The organism is Pelagicoccus sp. SDUM812005, assembly GCF_031127875.1.
In the GTDB taxonomy this organism is placed as follows: domain Bacteria; phylum Verrucomicrobiota; class Verrucomicrobiia; order Opitutales; family Opitutaceae; genus Pelagicoccus.
The window spans coordinates 290,090-308,053 of sequence record NZ_JARXIA010000001.1; the positions used below are offsets into that span (position 1 = coordinate 290,090).

Consider the following 17,964-nt stretch of genomic DNA (forward strand, 5'->3'; position numbering starts at 1 on the left):
TATGAGAGGATTAAGAATTGATCGGTTGATTGCGGGTTCTGTTTTGGCTTTCGCGGCGCTGGGCTGCTCGGCCAAGGAAAGCGGGCAGGCGAAGCCTGTATCGCAGGACGAGGCGTACGAGTGGTTGGTGGCGGAGGAGATCCTGGAGCGTATCCAGGCTCCGACGTTTGCGGATCGGGATTTCGACATTCGCAAGTACGGCGCCAAGGAAGGGGTCGAGGGCGGGGCTGGCGATGCCATTGCCAAGGCGATTGCCGCCTGCAACGCGGCGGGCGGGGGCAGGGTGCTGGTGCCAGCTGGAACCTACCATACGGGGCCGATCCATCTGCTGAGCAACGTGAACCTGCATTTGGCGGAAGGGGCGACCTTGAAGTTCAGCACCAATTTCTCGGACTATTTGCCGGCGGTTTTCACGCGTTGGGAAGGGGTCGAGCTCTACAATTACTCGCCGCTGGTTTACGCCTTTGAGCAGAGGAACGTGGCGATCACGGGCAAGGGAACCCTCGACGGGCAAGCGACGCTCGAGAACTGGCTCGGCTGGAATATCAAGTCGGCCCCCGGTGGCTCCAAGCAGATCCCGGCCCGCAACCGCCTGTTCGACTACGGTCGGGATCACGTGCCGGTAGAGCAGCGCGTGTTTGGCGAGGGCGATTTCCTGCGTCCTAACTTTATCCAGCCCTATCGCTGCGAAAACGTGCTGATCGAGGGGGTGACGGTGATCAACTCGCCCATGTGGGAGATTCATCCGGTGCTCTGTCGCAACGTGACGGTGCGCGGCGTGACGGTGGTGAGCCATGGCTCCAACAACGACGGCTGCAATCCCGAGAGCAGCAAGGACGTGCTGATCGAGGACTGCCATTTCGATACGGGCGACGACTGTATCGCCATCAAGTCGGGGCGCAACAACGACGGGCGCCGCGTCAACGTGCCTTCGGAGAACATTGTAATTCGCAATTGCAAGATGGTCGACGGGCATGGCGGAGTGGTCATCGGCAGCGAGATTTCCGGCGGCGTTCGCAACGTATTCGTGGAAAACTGCGAGATGAGCAGCCCGAACCTCGATCGCGCCTTGCGCATCAAGACCAATTCCATCCGTGGCGGCTTGATCGAGAACATCTTCGTGCGCGACGTGGAAGTGGGCGTGGTCAAGGACTCCGTCATCAAGGTGAACTTCGTCTACGAGGAAGGGGACGCGGGCGACTTTGCCCCAGTGGTGCGCAACGTGATCGTGCGCCGTCTGATCAGCCGCAAGAGCAAGTACGCCCTCTACTTTAAGGGCTACGAACATACCCCGATTACGGGCGTGCATTTGATCGACTGCCAATTCGAGGGGGTGGAGAAGCCGAGCGTGCTGCAGTACGTCAAGGGGCTGCGCTTGGACAACGTGCTCATGAACACTGGCGCCAAGACGGATATCTGGGGCAATCCGCTCTGATTTTTCCGCGAGGAAGGTGGCTGCCTGTGACGTGTCACTGGCAGCCTTTTTGTTTAGACAAGAGAAATGCGTTGCTTCCTAACTCCTGTGTGATTTTCTCCGTTCCACCCAAGCCCGTTTCCTCGAACGAAACGGACCGTAGAAACCCTTTCCCCTGATAAAACCTCATTATGGATAGTAAATCCCTCTCCTTCCTCGCTGTTGGGCTCCTGTTGGGAGTCCTTGCAAGCAGTGTGGTCTTTTCCTTCTTCTCCTCCAATCGGGGAGAGTCGCAGGCCAGCGGCCGCGTGCTGAAGCTCGCCCATGGACTGGACACGACGCATCCGGTCCATCTCGGGATGGAGCACATGAAGCAGCGGCTGGAAGAGCTCTCCGGCGGTCGCATGACCATCGACATTTACCCCAGCGGCGTTTTGGGTTCGGAGGTCCAGTGCATCGAGCAGCTGCAGGGCGGAGTGCTGGCCATGACGAAGACTTCGACCGCGGCCATGGAGAACTTCATTCCGGAGCTAGGCGTGTTCGGCGTGCCCTACCTTTTCAACGACCACGAGAGCTACTGGAACGTATTGGACGGGGAGATCGGGCACGAGCTATTGAGCGTGGGCGACTCGCTCGGCTTGCGCGGCCTTTGTTACTACGATTCCGGCAGCCGCAACTTTTACAGCACCAAGAAGCCGATCCGCAGCCCGAAGGATTTGGTGGGGATGAAGATTCGCGTGCAGAACAGCCGCATGGCGATCGCCATGATCGAGGCCATGGGCGGTTCGCCTACGCCGATCGCTTGGGGCGAGCTTTATTCGGCTTTGGCCCAGGGCGTGGTCGACGGAGCGGAGAACAATCCGCCAAGCTTCGACTCCAGTCGGCACTTCGAGGTGAGCAAGTACTACACTCCCGATGCCCACACGCGGGTGCCGGATTTGCTGATGATCAGCTTCAAGGTTTGGAATTCGCTTAGCCCGCAGGAGCAGGAGTGGCTGCAGGCGGCGGCGGAAGAGTCGTCCGTCTACCAACGCGAACTCTGGGCCCAGAAGACCGTCGAGTCCCTGGAGAAGGTGAAGGCGGCCGGAGTGACGGTGGTCGAATGCGATCCCGCGGAATTCCAAGCGGCTTGCGCTCCGATCGCGGCTACCTTGAAGGGAACGCCAGTGGAGCCTTGGCTCAACAAAATCAAAGCCGCCCAAGCACAATGAGCGAATCCAAGAATCAACTACTGCAGCGAGCCATCGCGGTTCGCCAAGAGCTGACCAAGGTATTGCAATGGGTGGTCATCATCCTGATGACGCTGCTCGTTTTCGATGTGCTTTGGGGAGTCGTTTCCCGTTACGCCCTCGGGCAGCAAGCTAAGTGGAGCGAGGAGCTCGCCCGCTTGCTCCTGGTTTGGGTTTCCCTTTTCGGGGCCAGCGTGGCCTTTGGCATGAAGGCCCACCTCGGTTTGGACTATTTCGCAGGCAAGCTGCACCCGTCGGCCGGCCGCTTGAATGCTATCGTCGGGGCGCTGATCACTTTGGTCTTTGCTATTCTGGTCTTCGGAGTGGGAGGCTGGGCTTTGGTGCAGAAGACCATGGACTCTGGCCAGACCATGGTGGCCTTGCCCATCGCCAAGTGGTGGGAGTACGCGGCGCTGCCGGTGAGCGGCGTTTTCATGGTGATCTTCCTGCTCGAGCAGTTGGTGGAAGCCTGCCTCGCTCCAGTCGCAGCTGAAGACGGAAAGGAGGCCGCGTAATGATCGAAGTCATCCTTATCCTCGTATCCGTTTTTACGGTACTGCTTTTCATGAACGTGCCGATCGCGGTGGCGATCGCCTTGGCCTCCATGCTGGCTATGCTGGCGGACGGGCATGATCCCAGTTTGATGGTCGCTTCCAAGATGGCCAACGGGATCGATAGTTTCGCCCTGCTGGCGATTCCCTTTTTCATTCTGTCCGGCCTCCTGATGGGGAAGGGGGGGATGGCCCGTCGGTTGATGGATTTCGCGGCGGCCTTGATGGGCCGTTTTCCCGGCGGTCTTGGTTATGTGAATACGTTTACCTGCATGCTGTTCGGATCCATCTCTGGATCGGCTGCAGCGGCGGTCACTTCGATCGGCGGCTTCATGCTGCCCGAGATGAAGCAGAAGGGCTACAACAACGAATTCAGCGTCGCGATCACGACCACGGCTGCGACCACTGGCCTGCTGATCCCGCCGAGCAACATCATGATCGTCTACGCGGTAGCCTCCGGGTCCGTATCGATCGCGGCCATGTTCATGGCGGGCTTGCTGCCGGGGATCCTGGTCGGCCTGTTGCTGATGGTGGTTTGCTACATCGTGGCGACCAAGAACAAGCTGAAGGCCGGGGAGCGATCCAGCGTCGCTCAGATTCTAGTTTCCTGTAAGCGGGCGATCTTGAGCATGTTGCTGCTGGTGATCGTCATCGGCGGGATTTTGGGCGGAGTATTCACGGCTACGGAGGCTTCGGCGATCGCGGTTGCTTATTCCTTCCTGCTGTCGGTGGTCGTCTACCGGGAGGTGAAGCTGGCGGATTTGCCGGACATCTTGCTGCAGGCCGGCGTCACTACGGCGGTCATCATGCTCTTGATCGGGGCGAGCGCGGGCATGTCTTGGATCATGACGATTGCTAACATTCCGCAAACGGTGTCGGCGGCCCTACTGGGCATTTCGGACAATCCCTTGATGATCATGCTCATGATCAACCTGCTGTTGCTGTTCGTGGGAACGTTCATGGACATGACGCCGGCGGTGTTGATTTTCACGCCGATCTTCCTGCCCATCGCTCGCCAGCTCGGCATCGACGACGTGCAGTTTGGGATCATCATGATCGCGAACCTTTGCATCGGCCTTTGCACGCCGCCGGTGGGAACCTGCTTGTTCCTCGGCTGCGGCGTGGGCAAGACGACCATCGCGAAGGTGACGCCTTACATGATTCCCTTCTTCATCGCCATGTTCATCGGGCTAATGTTGATCACTTACGTGCCGCAGCTCTCTATGTGGTTGCCTAATCTTTTGGATCTATAGTTTTTTCGAGAATGCCTACTCCCAACGAGGAAGAAAACAACATCCGTTCCGTCGGCGACTTCGCCAAGTACCTCGGCCTGTCGCGCTGGACGGTGTCGCGCATTCTCAACGGGCATTCCGGGGTGCACGAGGACACGCGCGAGCGGGTCATGTCTGAGATGCATCGCCTCGGCTTCCAGCCCAACATGATGGCTCGCAGCCTGAAGGGGGCGAAGACGGGCTTGATCGGGGTCTGCTTCCAGGAGATCGAGTCTCCCATCTTGGCCCGCAAGATTTCCTCCTTGCAGGAAAGCCTGCGCTCGCGGGGCTTGCGGGCGGTGATGGAGATCACTTCGGGCATTCCCGAGGCGGAGCGGGACATTATCAACCATTTCTTTTCGCTCCGGGTGGACGGAGTCATCCTGATCGGTTCCGCCTTGTCGCAGGACGATCCCATCTTGGCGCGGCTCGCTCGCGAGTCGGTTCCAGTGGTGACGGTCGATTCCTTGCGGGACATTCCGCTGCCGCGGGTGGACTTGGACCGTTCCGCGGCGATGGGGCTGACCTTGCGTCACTTGCAGCAGCGGGGGCACGACAGCTTCGCCTTACTCGGCCTCGAGAGCGATCCCATCTATGGAGCGCGGCGTATCGACGGCTTGAAGGAGGCTGCCCAGAAGTCCGGCATGGATTGGGAGAAGTCCTTCCTCTCGCTCAAGATCGAAGGCCGTCGGGTCTGGTCCTACGAGTACGGCTACGACCTGGCCCAAAGCCTATTGCAGCTCGAGTCGCCGCCGCGGGCCATCATCGCTCTGAACGACCGGGTGGCGATCGGCGCCATGAAGGCCATTCGCGAGTGGGGCTACGCGATTCCGACGGATTTCGCGGTGGTTGGATTCGACAACCTGGAGATTGGGCAATGGTGCGAGCCAACGCTAACAACTGTTGGCCAAAACGTGGCCGAAATCATCGAAAAGTCGGTGGGCTTGATCGAAAAGCTGATCGATAGCGGCAAGGCGCCGGAGGAAAACCCGGTCGTGATGGTCCAGCCGAAGCTGATCGTTAGGGCGTCCAGCTAGGAAATTTTCTTGCAGAAACAGATTTAACGCAATAACTGATAATTATAAACAAACACGAGTGAGATTTGGTTTGATCTTAGAGTCGAAGCTCATTCTTTAGGAGGCGACAAGTGGCAGGGGGGCGATGAATTCGCCTTTGCTCCACCGACAATACGATGAAACCTATCAATGACTTTCTTCTCCGGAACGAGCTGCGCTTGGCGGACAACCCCTGCGTGAGCCCCGACTTCTGTCTCGACTGGGACGCCCTGGCGGCGGCGATTTCCTCCGGCGAATCGCTGGTCGAGCACAGCAAGAGCCACTTTTCCACCGCCCAAGGCGAATGGACGCTGGTGGAGTCGGCGACGGGAGACCATGCGTGGAAGCTGCACGCGGACAGCGACGGCGATTGCGGCCTGGAGCCGAAGGTGGCGCACGAGGGGGCGATCTATTTCCCTGCGAGTTTCGAGAACCTGATCCGCATCAAGAACCTCGCTCAGGAGCATGACGAGGATTGTACGATTTTCCCGACCGCCCGTGGCTCGATCTCGCGCAGCACCTTGGGGATCGGTGCTCGCTTCACGACCTTGCATTGGCCCGGCGTCGACTGGGCCATGGCTAATCTAGGCATTGGCGTAACGGCCAACCAGAACTCCATTCCCCGCGAGCTCGTTTTCGACGTGGACGCGATGCTGGCCGATACGCTGGACACGGTTCCTTTTCCCTTCATCGGAGCCAATGTTCCGGAAGGGCATCAGGGGCAGTCGGTGGAAGGCATGAGCCATGGCTGCGTGATGGCGAAGCTTAAGACAGGTTTCCATGGGAATGGCTTGCCTTGGAGTTTCAATGCCGACCACCAGCCGATCGGCGGCAAGTTTGACGTGCGGGAAGACCGTTTGGTCGAGGGCTGCCTCTTCGCTTCCTACATCACTTTCGACCTTTCGCCCGAGCTGGCGATCACGGAGGTTCCGGAAGGCTTTGAGGAAAAGAAGGTTTATGTGGAAGCGAATATCGACGCCGCTTTGGTGGAGACCGTTGCCAAGCGTGTCGCGGACTGCGGACTGACGGTAGACGAAGGCGAACTGTATTCGCTGCTCTGTTACGTCTGGCCGTCGATGTTGAAGATGAAGACGCGCGACGAAAAGTACGCAGCGGCCCGCGCGGCGGCGTTCACCACGCAAGTCGGCCGCGAATACCTGCGCGAGCTCTCCATCGACGAGCTGCCCGGCTTGACCACTCCGGAAACGACGGCGGTCATGCTGTCGCTTTGCGAGGCGATGGGCATGCCGGTCAATTTCGTGGCGCCGGCCTTCGGTTTCCAGAAGAACATGCCGTATCCAGATAATGGTAAGCTCCGCGAGCTCATCGAGCGGCAGTGGCAGGTGTGCAAGGAATTTGGCGTGAGTATCGGCTTCCACTCCGGCTCCGGAAAGTCCTCCGAAAACTACCAGGTGATGGGGGAGGTGACCGGCGGCAATCTCGAGATCAAGACCAGCGGTCGCTATACCTACGAGATGGGCGTGGCCCTCTCGAGCTCGCAAGACGAGGGCGACCAAGCCCTTTGGCGGGACTGGTACCAGTTCACGGTAGACCTTGCGGTTTCGGGCGCCTTTAGCGATTCCGAGTCGGAACGTTCCATGGCTCGGGAATTCATTCGGGCGACCTTGAGCTTCGAAAAGCTCGATACGGATGTATTCGCTTCCCCGGAAGACTGTCGCGCGGCATTGGAAGGGCTGACGCCGCACGCGGATCATATGCACTGGTTTGAATACAATTTCCTCTACGTCCTCGCTGCCAACGGCAGCGCCGAGAAGAGCGCCTTGGGCGACCACTCGCCAGCCGGCTACAAGCAGCGGGCCCGTTTCTACTCGATCAGCGCGGAAGGTCGTCTGGCCTTCGCCCGCCGCGTGGCGTTGTATATCATTGGCCTGGCCAAGGACACCGGATTGGTGAGCGAGGAAACCTACAGTGAGGCAAACGAGCGCCTTGCCTCATACACGAATTTCGATTCCTTCGTCTCTGACATCGAGAATGTCGCAGGCGTCTCGAAGCGCTAACGCTAACGATCGATCTCCCCCCAACCATTCTTATTATTATCCGATCATGACACGTATCCTTCTTACAACTACATCCTTTCAGGATATTCCAGGTCCGCATCACAAGATGCTCGAGGATTCCCGATTCGAAATCATCCGTGAACGCGGACCTCTCAGCGAAGCTCGCATGCTCGAGTTGGTGGGAGATATCGACGGCATGATTTGCGGCGACGACGCGATCACCGCTGCGGTAATCGACAAGGCCCGTCCGCGTTTGAAGATCATTTCCAAGTACGGCATCGGCTTGGACAAGATCGACGTTGCCCATACCGAAAAGGTTGGCCTGCCGCTGACCTTTTGCCCGGGCGTAAACCACACGACGGTGGCCGAGCACACCTTCGCTTTGATGCTCTCCTTGTTCCGTCATCTGGTCGAGGAGGCCAATTATACCCGTAGCGGAAACTGGAAGCGTCTTTCCGGCCACGAGATCATGGGCAAGACCATCGGCATCGTAGGTCTCGGTCGCATCGGCCGCGAGGTGGCGATCCGAGCCAAGGCCTTTGGCCTGCGGGTGATCGGCTACGATATCTACTGGCCCGAAGAGTTCGCCCAGGAGCAGGGGATCGAGCGTTTCGACAGCATTGCGGACGTCTTCAAGGAGGCGGAAATCCTCAGCCTGCACACCAACCTTTCTCCTGAAACGGAAAACATGGTTTGCGCGGAAAGCATCGCGACCATGAAGAAGGGCGTCGTCATCATCAACTGCGCCCGCGGCGAGTTGGTAAACTCTCCCGACATGGCGGCTGCTCTGGAGTCTGGCCAGGTAGGCGGATACGGGGCGGATGTATTGGAAGTCGAGCCCCCGCCGGCGGACCACGTTTTGCTGAAGGCGCCGAATTGCGTGATCACTCCGCACATCGGTTCCCGTACGCACGAGTCGGTCCAGCGCCAGGCTGGCATGGCCACTCGCAACTTGCTCAACTTCTTCAACAACATGCCGGCGGAAGCCCAAGCCAACAAGGCGCCTTGGCCGCCCAAGGGCCGCCGCTAGTCGCCTGCGAATCAGCTTTTATCAACTCCCCCTATGAGCGAACTATTTAAAGTCGTACCCGAGGCGACCCATAACGCCCTCGTCGAAGCCGCGTACAAGCATCGCGGATACAACCAGGAAGAGGCAGCCTACGCGGCCAAGTTCTCCGCCTACGCATCGACGCACGGCATCCGCACGCACAACGCCTTGAAGGCCTTGCACCTGGACCATCTTTTCGGATCCGGTTCCCAGGGCTGCGTGCCGGACGCGAAGATCGAAAAGTTGGATACGCGTTTCGAGGCGAGCCAGACTTGGAACGCGAACCGCAAGCTCGGCCAGGCAACTGCCTACGAGGCTTTGGAAACTTGTATCGAGCTCGCCGACAAGTACGGTATCGGCCAAGTTTCCGTGGACAACGCCTTCCACTACCTCTGGGGCGGTGGATACGTGATGGAAGCGGCCAAGCGCGGCTACATTGCCTACACGAATTGCACGGCGGCCCTTGCGGAGGTGGTTCCCTTCATGGGTAAGTACCCGACGCTTGGCACCAACCCGCACAGCTGGGGCTTCCCGACGACCGATGCGGTCGGTTTCCCGATCGTGATCGACTGGGCCACTTCCGTTATCGCCATGGGCCGCGTGCAGCAGATCGCTCGCGAAGGCGGCACCTTGCCCCCCAACGCGGCGGTCGACAAGGACGGCAATCCGACGACCGACCCGAAGACGGCGGCAGCCCTTATTCCTTTCGGGGCCCACAAGGGATACGGCTTGAGCCTTATCAACGAAATCGTGGGCGGCTTCATCGGCGGTTCCTTGCCGACGGTTCGCAACCGCTCCTGGGAAATCGAGGACGAGAAGCACACCGCCTGCTTCTATTTCCAGGTCATCCATCCGGATGCCATGAGCGCTGGGGCGTTCGCCAAGGGCCGCAACCAGGCGGCCAACGTGAAGGCGGTTATCGACGACATTCTGGGCCACGGAAACGAAAATTGTCTGCTCCCCGGACAAATCGAAGCCGGCGCCGCTGCGAAGACGGAAGCGAACGGTGGTTTGCTGTTCTCAATCGCCGAAATTGAGGCGTTTAATGAACTTGCTGTTGAGTGCGGGCTTGAACCTTGGGATCCTGAAAGCTTTCAGACCGCTAAGTCTTAACCTCTTTAGAAACTAAAAATGAGTATCGAAATCAAATCCGCTGATTCTTGCAAATATGACATCGTTTCCCTCGGCGAAGTCATGCTCCGTCTCGACCCGGGCGAAGGCCGCGTGCGCACCGCTCGCAGCTTCCGTGCTTGGGAAGGTGGAGGTGAGTACAATGTCGCTCGTGGCATGCGCAAGTGCTTCGGCCTACGCGCTGGCGTGGTGACGGCGTTTGCCGACAACGAAGTCGGTCACTTGATCGAAGACTTCATCATGCAAGGGGGCGTCGATACGTCCTGGATCCAGTGGAAGCCTTACGACGGCCTGGGTCGCGAAGTGCGCAATGGACTCAACTTCACGGAACGCGGTTTCGGTATCCGCGGCGCGGTAGGCGTACCCGACCGTGGATTGACGGCTGCGAGCCAGATGAAGGTCGGCGACGTCGACTGGGAAAAGCTATTCGGCGAGGACGGCGTACGTTGGTTCCACACCGGCGGCATTTTCGCAGCTCTTTCCGACACGACTCCTGAGTTCGTGATCGAGGCGGTCAAGGCTGCCAAGAAGCACGGCACCATCGTTTCCTACGACTTGAACTACCGTCCTTCGCTCTGGAAGAGCATCGGCGGCCACGCCAAGTGCCAGGAAGTGAATCGCGAAATCGCCAAGTACGTGGACGTGATGATCGGCAACGAAGAAGACTTCACCGCTTGCCTCGGCTTCGAGGTGGAAGGCGTGGACGAAAACATCTCCAAGATCGAAATCGGCGCCTTCAAGTCGATGATCGAGCGTGCCGTTTCCGAGTTCCCGAACTTCCAGGCCACGGCGACCACGCTGCGCGCGGTCAAGACGGCTACCGTTAACGACTGGGGCGCGATCTGCTGGCACGCGGGCGAGTTCCACGAGTCCAAGCAGTACCCAGAGCTCGAGATCATGGACCGAGTCGGCGGCGGCGACAGCTTCGCTTCCGGTTTGATCTATGGTTTCCTCACCACGGGCGATCCTGCCAAGGCGGTCAACTACGGCGCGGCTCACGGCGCGCTTGCGATGACGACTCCAGGCGACACTTCCATGGTGACCGTCAAGGAAGTCGAAAAGGTCATGGGCGGCGGCGGCGCGCGCGTCGTTCGCTAACGTATAACATATTTGAATACGCGGGGCGGATTCGCCCCGCGTTCTATTTTTCCCTTATGAGCAGTTTTCTAGAATCCCTTTTCAATTTGAACGGTAAGGTCGCGGTCGTTATCGGCGGCACGGGCGAGCTTTGCGGAGCGATGGCGGAAGGCCTCGCTAAAGCGGGCACGACGACGGTATTGGTTGGCCGCAGCCGCGAGAAGGCCGAGGCCCGGATCGCCAAGATCGAAGCCGCTGGCGGCTCCGCGTACTTCGAGACGGCGGACCTCGCGTGCAAGCAGTCCATCTCCGATATGTTGGCTCGCGTCGTGGAAAAGTCCGGCGCGGTGGATATTCTGGTAAACGGTGCCGGAGCGAACTCTCCGACTCCCTTCCTCGAGATTCCAGAAGACGAGTACGACCGCCTTTTCGAGATCAACACCAAGGCGGTCTTCCTCGCTTGCCAAGTGTTCGGCAAGTACTTCCTCGATCGAGGGCAGGGCGGCTCGATCATCAACGTCGGCTCCATGTCCGGCTTGATCCCGCTTTCTCGCGTGTTCACCTACTCGGCGACCAAGGCGGCGGTTCATAACCTTTCCAAGAATCTCGCTCGCGAATGGGCGCCGCAGAAGATCCGCGTCAATACCATCGTTCCCGGATTCTTCCCGGCGGAGCAAAACAAGAAGGTGCTCACCGAAGAGCGCGTCGCCCAGATCATGGGCCATACGCCGATGAAGCGTTTCGGCGAGGCCAAGGAGTTGGTCGGAGCGACTCTCCTGCTGGCGTCCGACACGGCGGGTTCATTTGTAACAGGGACCGAGATTGTGGTCGATGGCGGCTATGCTGCTATGACGATCTAGGTCGCTAACCCCTGTTTTCCCCTCTCTCCTATGTCATTTATCCACGACGATTTCCTCCTGCAGACTGACGCGGCTCGCGAGCTGTACCACAACTACGCGAAGGACGAGCCGATCTACGACTACCACTGCCACCTGCCGCCGCAAGACGTGGCGAACAACCGCCGCTTCTCGGACCTGGCCGAGATCTGGCTGGAAGGCGACCACTACAAGTGGCGTGCCATGCGCAGCAATGGGGTGAGCGAAGCGTACTGCACCGGAGAAGCGGATCCTTACGACAAGTTCCTAGCCTGGTGCCGTACCGTGCCGCACACCTTGCGCAATCCCTTGTATCATTGGAGCCACCTTGAGTTGAAGCGCTACTTCGATATCGATGTGCTGATCAGCGAGGACACGGCCAAGGAAATCTGGGACGCGGCCAATGAGAAGCTCAAGAGCGACGATCTCAGTGCCCATGGGATCTTGAAGAACTTCAAGGTCAAGGTGGTAGGCACGACCGACGATCCGACCGATGACCTTGCCAACCACGCGGCCATTCGTGACCAGGGATTGGATACGAAAGTGGTGCCGACCTTCCGTCCGGACAAGGCCTTGAACGTCGACCGAGCCGAGGCTTTCAACGCTTGGGTGGACAAGCTGGCGGGTGTGGTGGGAAGCGATATTTCCAGCCTGGCGGATCTCTTGGCGGCATTGAAGGCGCGGCATAGCTTCTTCCACGAGATGGGCGGTCGCCTGTCGGACCATGGCTTGGAGCGGTGCTACTTCGCGGAAACCAGCGAGCAGGAAGTGTCGGCCATCTTCGACAAGGCCCGTTCCGGTTCGAACGCAACGGAAGCGGAAAAGGAAGCGTTTGCCTTTTACGTGATGCGCGAAGTGGGTCGTTGGAATGCGGAGCGCGGTTGGACGATGCAGCTGCACGTGGGAGCGATCCGCAATAACAACTCACGCATGTTCCGTAGTCTGGGGCCGGATACCGGATTCGATTCCATTGGCGACTTCCCGCAAGTGCGCAGCATGAGCCGCTTCCTCGACAGCTTGGATACGACCGGGCAATTGCCGAAAACGGTGATCTACAATCTGAATTGGTCGGACAACTACGCGATGGCGACCATGCTGGGCAACTTTCAGGACGGCACTGTAGCGGGCAAGATCCAGCTCGGCAGCGGTTGGTGGTTCCTTGACCAGAAGGAGGGCATGATCGCTCAGATGAACGCGCTTTCGAACCTTGGGTTGCTTTCGCGTTTCGTGGGCATGCTGACGGATTCGCGTTCCTTCCTCTCGTATCCTCGCCACGAATACTTCCGTCGCATCCTTTGCGACCTGCTGGGACAAGACATGGTCAGCGGCGAGATTCCGCACGATATGGATCTAGTCGGCGGTATGGTGAAGAACATTTGCTTCGGCAATGCGAACGAATACTTCGGCGTCTTGAAGTAAGCGGCGGCTCGTTCTATAACTTTTGGCCGAAACGGAGCGCGGAGCGCCGTTTCGGCTTTTTTTTGGTTTCGAGCCAAGGGCGATGCCATCGGCGTTGGACACGCTGTATTTCACTCGAGGAAATGCCTGAAGAGGCTTGAGAATCGGAGGATTGTGAATGAGCGTGAGGGCATTAGTCCGCTGTCCATTCCTTAATCCTTAAATGCCTGTACGACGAATCCAACGCCGGATCTACAGCAAGCTCGCGGTGACCCTTGTCGTCGTGTCGGCGGGGTATTGCGGGGCCTTTTTTTGGCTGGTGGGTTCGCTGCAGGAGGAGGAGCTGAGTTTGCTCCCGCCTGCGATGGGACGCTACGCCGCCTTTTTCGTTTTGGGGCTGATCTTGTTAGGCGGCGCCGCGGCTTACCTTTTCCGACCGCAAGGGCGTTTGATCCAAGCTCTGGAGCTAATGGAGAAAGGGGAAGCGGGGGACTCTGAGGGTGTCTCGTCGGACGACGAGCTGATCGCCGTCGTGGAACGGCAACGCCAGGAGCTGAAGTTTCGCAGCGACGAATTGCGCAGCTTGCTGGATGCCTTGCCGGCCTACATTTGGTTCAAGGATGACCGGAACAACATCGTTCGCGTGAACAAGGCGGCGGCGGAATCGACGGGATTGTCGATCGAAGAGCTGGAAGGCAAGGCGGTGAAGGATGTGTTTCCCGATGAGGCTGACGCCTATTTTGAGGACGACAGGGCCGTGATCGAAAGCGGGGTTCCCAAGCTCGGCTACATCGAGACTTATACGCCGGAGAAAGGGAAGGCTCGGACTATTCGGACGGATAAGATTCCGTATGTCGATACGGACGGGAAGGTGACGGGGGTCGTGGCCTTGGTGACGGATATTAGCGAGTTGGTAGACCTGCAGGAGGAGCGGCAGGCCAGCGAGCGCTTGATTCGGCGGCTGGTGGAGATCGGGAATTGGGAGTCGAGCGACGTGTACGAGCGGATCGCGGCGGCCTTGAAGGATACCTGCGAAACCTTAGGGATGAAGACGGGGGTTCTGTCGGAGATTTCTGGAGACAGCTATTCGGTAAGGGAAGTGTACGACGAGAGGGGGCTGCTCTCGGTGGGAGATTGCTTCAAGCTGAGCGAGGTTTATTGCAATATCCTGATGAAGGCGGGGCGGAGTATCGCATCGAACCACGTGGGCGAATCTGAGTGGGCGGAGATGGATTGCTACAAGACGCTTGGCTTGGAGAGTTATATCGCGTCGCCGATCCGAATGGGCGGTGAGATTACGGGTACGATTAACTTCAGCGCTCCGGAGGCGCGGGCGAAGCCGTTTACGGCCTTCGAGATCGATGCGGTGCGGCTGCTTTCCAATTGGATCGAGGGGCTTTTGCGGCAGGAGGAAATCGTCGCCCAGCTCAATCGCCAAAAGGCTGAGTTGCGCTTGATTTTGGATACGACGCCGAGCCAGATTTGGTTTAAGGACAGCGAGAATCGTATCTTGCGAGCGAACCGAGCGGCGGCGTCGTACCTAGGGAAGACAGTCGAGGAGGTTGAAGGAAAGACTGCTGGCGAGCTGATGCCAGAGGAATCGGCTCGCTCCTGGGAGGAAGAGCGAGAGGTGCTGGAGAGCGGCGAGCCTTTGCTGGGGCGGGTACGTTCGAAGGTGGCGGAGAGCGGGCAGAGAGTGTGGCACCGCTACGATAGGTTGCCCTACGAATTGGAGAACAGCCAGCGAGGCGTGATCGTGGTAGTCAGCGAGATTACGGAACTGGTGGAGAGCCAGAACGCGGCTCGGGAGGCGGACGAGCGATTTCGCGTTGCGGTCGAAGAGGCTCCGATGGGGATGCTGCTAGTCGATTCCGGTTTGAGGGTGATCTTGGTTAACCGGGAAGCTGAAAGGATTTTTGGATACGAGCGGAAGACGCTTCTCTGGCGATCTGTGGATCGGCTTTTGGGCGGTCGGGTGGTGACCGCTTTGGAGTGTTTGTTCGACGCGGACGGGAAGGTCGAGGAACAGGTTCGCCTCGGCGCGGACGGGGAGTTGCAGATCAGCCGGAATGACGAGTCCACCTTGCCGGTCGAGGTTATGCTCAGTCCGTATTCATTATCCGAAGACAGCTATGCCATGGTATCGGTTCTGGATATCTCAGAACGGGTCGAGTCCCAGAAGGCGTTGCAGGACAGCGAGGAACGTTTTCAGCTGGCGGCCGAGGGGGCCAGCGTCGGGATCTGGGATTGGTTCGACGTGGATGGGGTGGAGGCCTGGTGGTCGCCGCGATTCTACGAACTGATCGGCTATGATCCGGGCGAATTGGAGCCGACTTTGGAGACCTTCAAGGGCTTGCTCCACCCGACCGACCGGGAGAGCGCCTTCGCCGCAGTGGAGAAGAGCTTCCAGGATGGGACGCCCTTTGCGGCTGACTATCGGCTGCGTTGCAAGAACGGGGAGTACCGCTGGTTTCTAGGGAGCGGAATGGTTTCGTTCGACGCGAAGGGCGTGCCGCGGCGCATGACCGGCACCATTCAGGATATCAACGACAGAAAGGAGGCCGAGGAGGAACTTTCCAAAGTGGTTACGGATTTGAAGCGGGCGAACGAGGAGCTGTCCGATTTCGCTTTTCTCAGTTCCCACGATTTGCAGGAGCCGTTGCGGACGATCTCCAGCTTCCTTCTTTTGCTGAAGGAAAGGTACGGGCAAGAGCTCGACGCAGACGCCAACGAGTACATGGATTTTACCCTGGTGGCGGCGAAGCGTTTGCAGAACATGATCCGCAGTTTGCTGAATTATTGCAGGCTGGATGCTCGGGAGCGGGTCGAGTCGCTGTTCAGCTTGCAGGAGGCGCTTGAAATGGCCTTGGGCGATCTGGCGAAGCGAATCGAGGAAAGGGGAGCGGAGATTGAGGTGAGCGAGCGCTTGGGCGAGGTGTACGGCGATATCGATCAGGTGTCGCTGGTATTCCAAAACTTGATCGGAAATGCCCTCAAGTTCAACCGGAGCGGCAAGCCGAAGGTCCAGGTGGGCTGCCGCAGGGTTTCGTCGGCGGAAATCGCTCGGGAAGGGCTGGAGGCCTGTGACTATACGGTAGTATCGGTAAAGGACAATGGGATCGGCATCCGGGAAAAGTATCAAAAGAAGATTTTTTCGATCTTTCAGAAGCTGCATCCAAGCGGTGAATACGAGGGGAGCGGGATCGGTTTGAGCATGGTGCAGAAGATCATGCAGCGGCATAACGGCTTCGTTTGGCTCGAGTCCGAAGAGGGGAAGGGAGCTTGCTTCTACCTGGCCTTTCCTATTCGCTCTCGTGACTAGCTTTTTTACAGAGTTTGGCTTATTGTGCCCAAGATTGTCACCCAGACTTGACTAGAAGATCCATAGAGGAGAAACAGCGAATTATGACTGAAAAGGGACGTCCCATCGAAATGCTTCTTGTTGAAGACAATGAGGCCGATATTCGATTAACCCAAATCGCTCTGCAGCAGGCGAAATTGGAAAATCGACTTCATGTGGTCCGGGACGGCGAGCAGGCCCTGGCGTTTCTGAAGCGGGAGGGCGAGTACGCGGACGCGGTTCGCCCGGATTTGCTGTTGCTGGACTTGAACCTGCCGAAGGTGAGCGGGGCTGAGGTGCTGAAGGAAATCCGCGAGAATCCTCAGCTGAAGACCTTGCCGGTGGTGATCTTGACGACTTCCGATGCGGACAAGGACATCTACGAAAGCTACGAGCTGCATGCGAATTGCTACATTACCAAGCCGGTGGACTTGAGGAAGTTCATGGGCGTGGTGGAGATGATCGAGGACTTTTGGTCCCGAGTGGCGAACTTGCCTTCCGGGCCTCCCAAGGACTAGGCCTGAGGAGACAGTTCACGGGTTGGGAAGCAGGAGGGATGGGCGGCAGCCGATCCCTCTTTTAGTTCTACCCCAAACAGTATTAAATCGCCCTTAACCGGCGCCCGACGGCCCAGAGGCAGGGGGCGCATCGAAGAGCTTCCGCCTGAGGGTGGAGGCGCTTAGAGGGAAGCGATTTCGGCCCGTACAGCTGCGGCTTCGCTGGCGCGGCCGAGCTTGTCCAGGATCTTGGCTTTCAGCTCGTAGGTTTCCGGCAGCTTGCGGCCCACCCAAGGGCGGCTGATGGCGATCTCGGACCATTCGAGGGCGAGCTCGAGCTCGAGGTCGTTGGCGAGCAGGTAGTTGGCGGCGTCCATGATGTTTTGGTAGCGAAAGCCGTGGGCGTTGCGCATTTGCTGCTTGAGGGAGGCGAGGACGATGGCGTCGGTGTCGACCGAAATCTTGATAGGGATGCTTTTCTTTTCCCAATCGAGGGAGAGCACGGCGCTGGACTTTGTGATATCGGAAAAGCTGTAGCTGAGTTGCTCCTGGTGGGGGCGGGGCTGCGATTTCACTTTCACCCGTAGAGCGTCCTTAGCGGGGTCGTAGAAGTAGCTGCCCCAGGACTGGTAGTCTTTGGAGAAGATAACCGTTACGTCTCCGGATGCTTCCACGATGAGGTGGAGTCCGTAGCTTCCGGCGGGGATCGCTTTTCCCTCCACCTTGGCGTCGTGTTCGAAGGTGACTACGGTGTTTTCGTTGGCTCCGGCTCGCCAGGGGGCTGCCTCGTCTTCGCCGGTCCAGCCTAGGTTGGTGAGTCCGTAGGGGACGAGCTCGCCCCAGATGGGGCGACCGTTTACGCTAGGACGGCTGTAGCTGACTGAAATCTCGGTGATGCCCACGGTTTGCGTAACCGAAGCGGCGGGGCTGGCCTGGGGAAGGATAGCCATTTGGGCAAACGCGGTCGAGGCGCTGAGGGCGGCGAGGCAAGACAGCAAAAGGGTGCCGAGGAGGCGCGAAGTAGGGATTCGAATCATAGATTGCGAGGCGTTTGGGTTAG

The 17,964-nt window shown here is 58.7% G+C and carries 14 protein-coding genes; 13 read left to right on the top strand and 1 reads right to left on the bottom strand.

The window, feature by feature from the left end; genetic code table 11:
- The first annotated feature begins 1 nt into the window (after position 1).
- The 13 genes from QEH57_RS01025 to QEH57_RS01085 all read left to right on the top strand — a co-directional run bounded on the left by QEH57_RS01025 (position 2) and on the right by QEH57_RS01085 (position 16,925).
- Positions 2-1,435 (top strand): glycoside hydrolase family 28 protein, encoded by a 1,434-nt coding sequence (locus QEH57_RS01025; RefSeq protein WP_309004802.1) that lies wholly within the window; start codon positions 2-4, stop codon positions 1,433-1,435.
- 170 nt (positions 1,436-1,605) lie between these two features.
- On the top strand, positions 1,606-2,625 hold the full coding sequence (locus tag QEH57_RS01030) for a TRAP transporter substrate-binding protein (RefSeq protein ID WP_309004803.1): 1,020 nt from the start codon (positions 1,606-1,608) through the stop codon (positions 2,623-2,625).
- Positions 2,622-3,158, top strand: coding sequence for a TRAP transporter small permease (locus tag QEH57_RS01035; RefSeq protein ID WP_309004804.1), 537 nt, complete (start codon positions 2,622-2,624; stop codon positions 3,156-3,158). The genes QEH57_RS01030 and QEH57_RS01035 overlap by 4 nt, the downstream gene beginning before the upstream one ends.
- Positions 3,158-4,447: a TRAP transporter large permease gene (locus QEH57_RS01040; RefSeq protein WP_309004805.1), complete on the top strand. Its 1,290-nt coding sequence runs from the start codon at positions 3,158-3,160 to the stop codon at positions 4,445-4,447. Before QEH57_RS01035 ends, QEH57_RS01040 begins: the two co-directional genes overlap by 1 nt.
- An 11-nt stretch (positions 4,448-4,458) precedes the next feature.
- A complete protein-coding gene (locus QEH57_RS01045) occupies positions 4,459-5,502 on the top strand; it encodes a LacI family DNA-binding transcriptional regulator (RefSeq protein ID WP_309004806.1) in 1,044 nt (347 codons plus the stop codon).
- A 155-nt stretch (positions 5,503-5,657) separates the two neighbouring features.
- On the top strand, positions 5,658-7,538 hold the full coding sequence (locus QEH57_RS01050; protein WP_309004807.1) for a tagaturonate epimerase family protein: 1,881 nt from the start codon (positions 5,658-5,660) through the stop codon (positions 7,536-7,538).
- Between the two features lie 46 nt (positions 7,539-7,584).
- On the top strand, positions 7,585-8,568 hold the full coding sequence (locus QEH57_RS01055; protein ID WP_309004808.1) for a phosphoglycerate dehydrogenase: 984 nt from the start codon (positions 7,585-7,587) through the stop codon (positions 8,566-8,568).
- A 33-nt stretch (positions 8,569-8,601) separates the two neighbouring features.
- Entirely contained in the window at positions 8,602-9,699 is a 1,098-nt protein-coding gene (locus QEH57_RS01060; RefSeq protein ID WP_309004809.1) for an Ldh family oxidoreductase, read from the top strand.
- An 18-nt stretch (positions 9,700-9,717) separates the two neighbouring features.
- Complete coding sequence (locus QEH57_RS01065) at positions 9,718-10,815, top strand: sugar kinase (protein ID WP_309004810.1); 1,098 nt, start codon at positions 9,718-9,720, stop codon at positions 10,813-10,815.
- A 56-nt stretch (positions 10,816-10,871) separates the two neighbouring features.
- Entirely contained in the window at positions 10,872-11,654 is a 783-nt protein-coding gene (locus QEH57_RS01070) for an SDR family NAD(P)-dependent oxidoreductase (RefSeq protein ID WP_309004811.1), read from the top strand.
- Positions 11,655-11,684: 30 nt separating this feature from the next.
- A complete protein-coding gene (uxaC, locus tag QEH57_RS01075) occupies positions 11,685-13,088 on the top strand; it encodes a glucuronate isomerase (RefSeq protein ID WP_309004812.1) in 1,404 nt (467 codons plus the stop codon).
- 202 nt (positions 13,089-13,290) lie between these two features.
- Positions 13,291-16,389: a PAS domain S-box protein gene (locus tag QEH57_RS01080; RefSeq protein ID WP_309004813.1), complete on the top strand. Its 3,099-nt coding sequence runs from the start codon at positions 13,291-13,293 to the stop codon at positions 16,387-16,389.
- An 83-nt stretch (positions 16,390-16,472) separates the two neighbouring features.
- On the top strand, positions 16,473-16,925 hold the full coding sequence (locus QEH57_RS01085) for a response regulator (RefSeq protein WP_309004814.1): 453 nt from the start codon (positions 16,473-16,475) through the stop codon (positions 16,923-16,925).
- Between the two features lie 161 nt (positions 16,926-17,086).
- Here the strand turns inward: QEH57_RS01085 and QEH57_RS01090 are convergent, their stop codons facing one another.
- Positions 17,087-17,941: a DUF2911 domain-containing protein gene (locus tag QEH57_RS01090; protein ID WP_309004815.1), complete on the bottom strand. Its 855-nt coding sequence runs from the start codon at positions 17,939-17,941 to the stop codon at positions 17,087-17,089.
- Between the last annotated feature and the right edge of the window lie 23 nt (positions 17,942-17,964).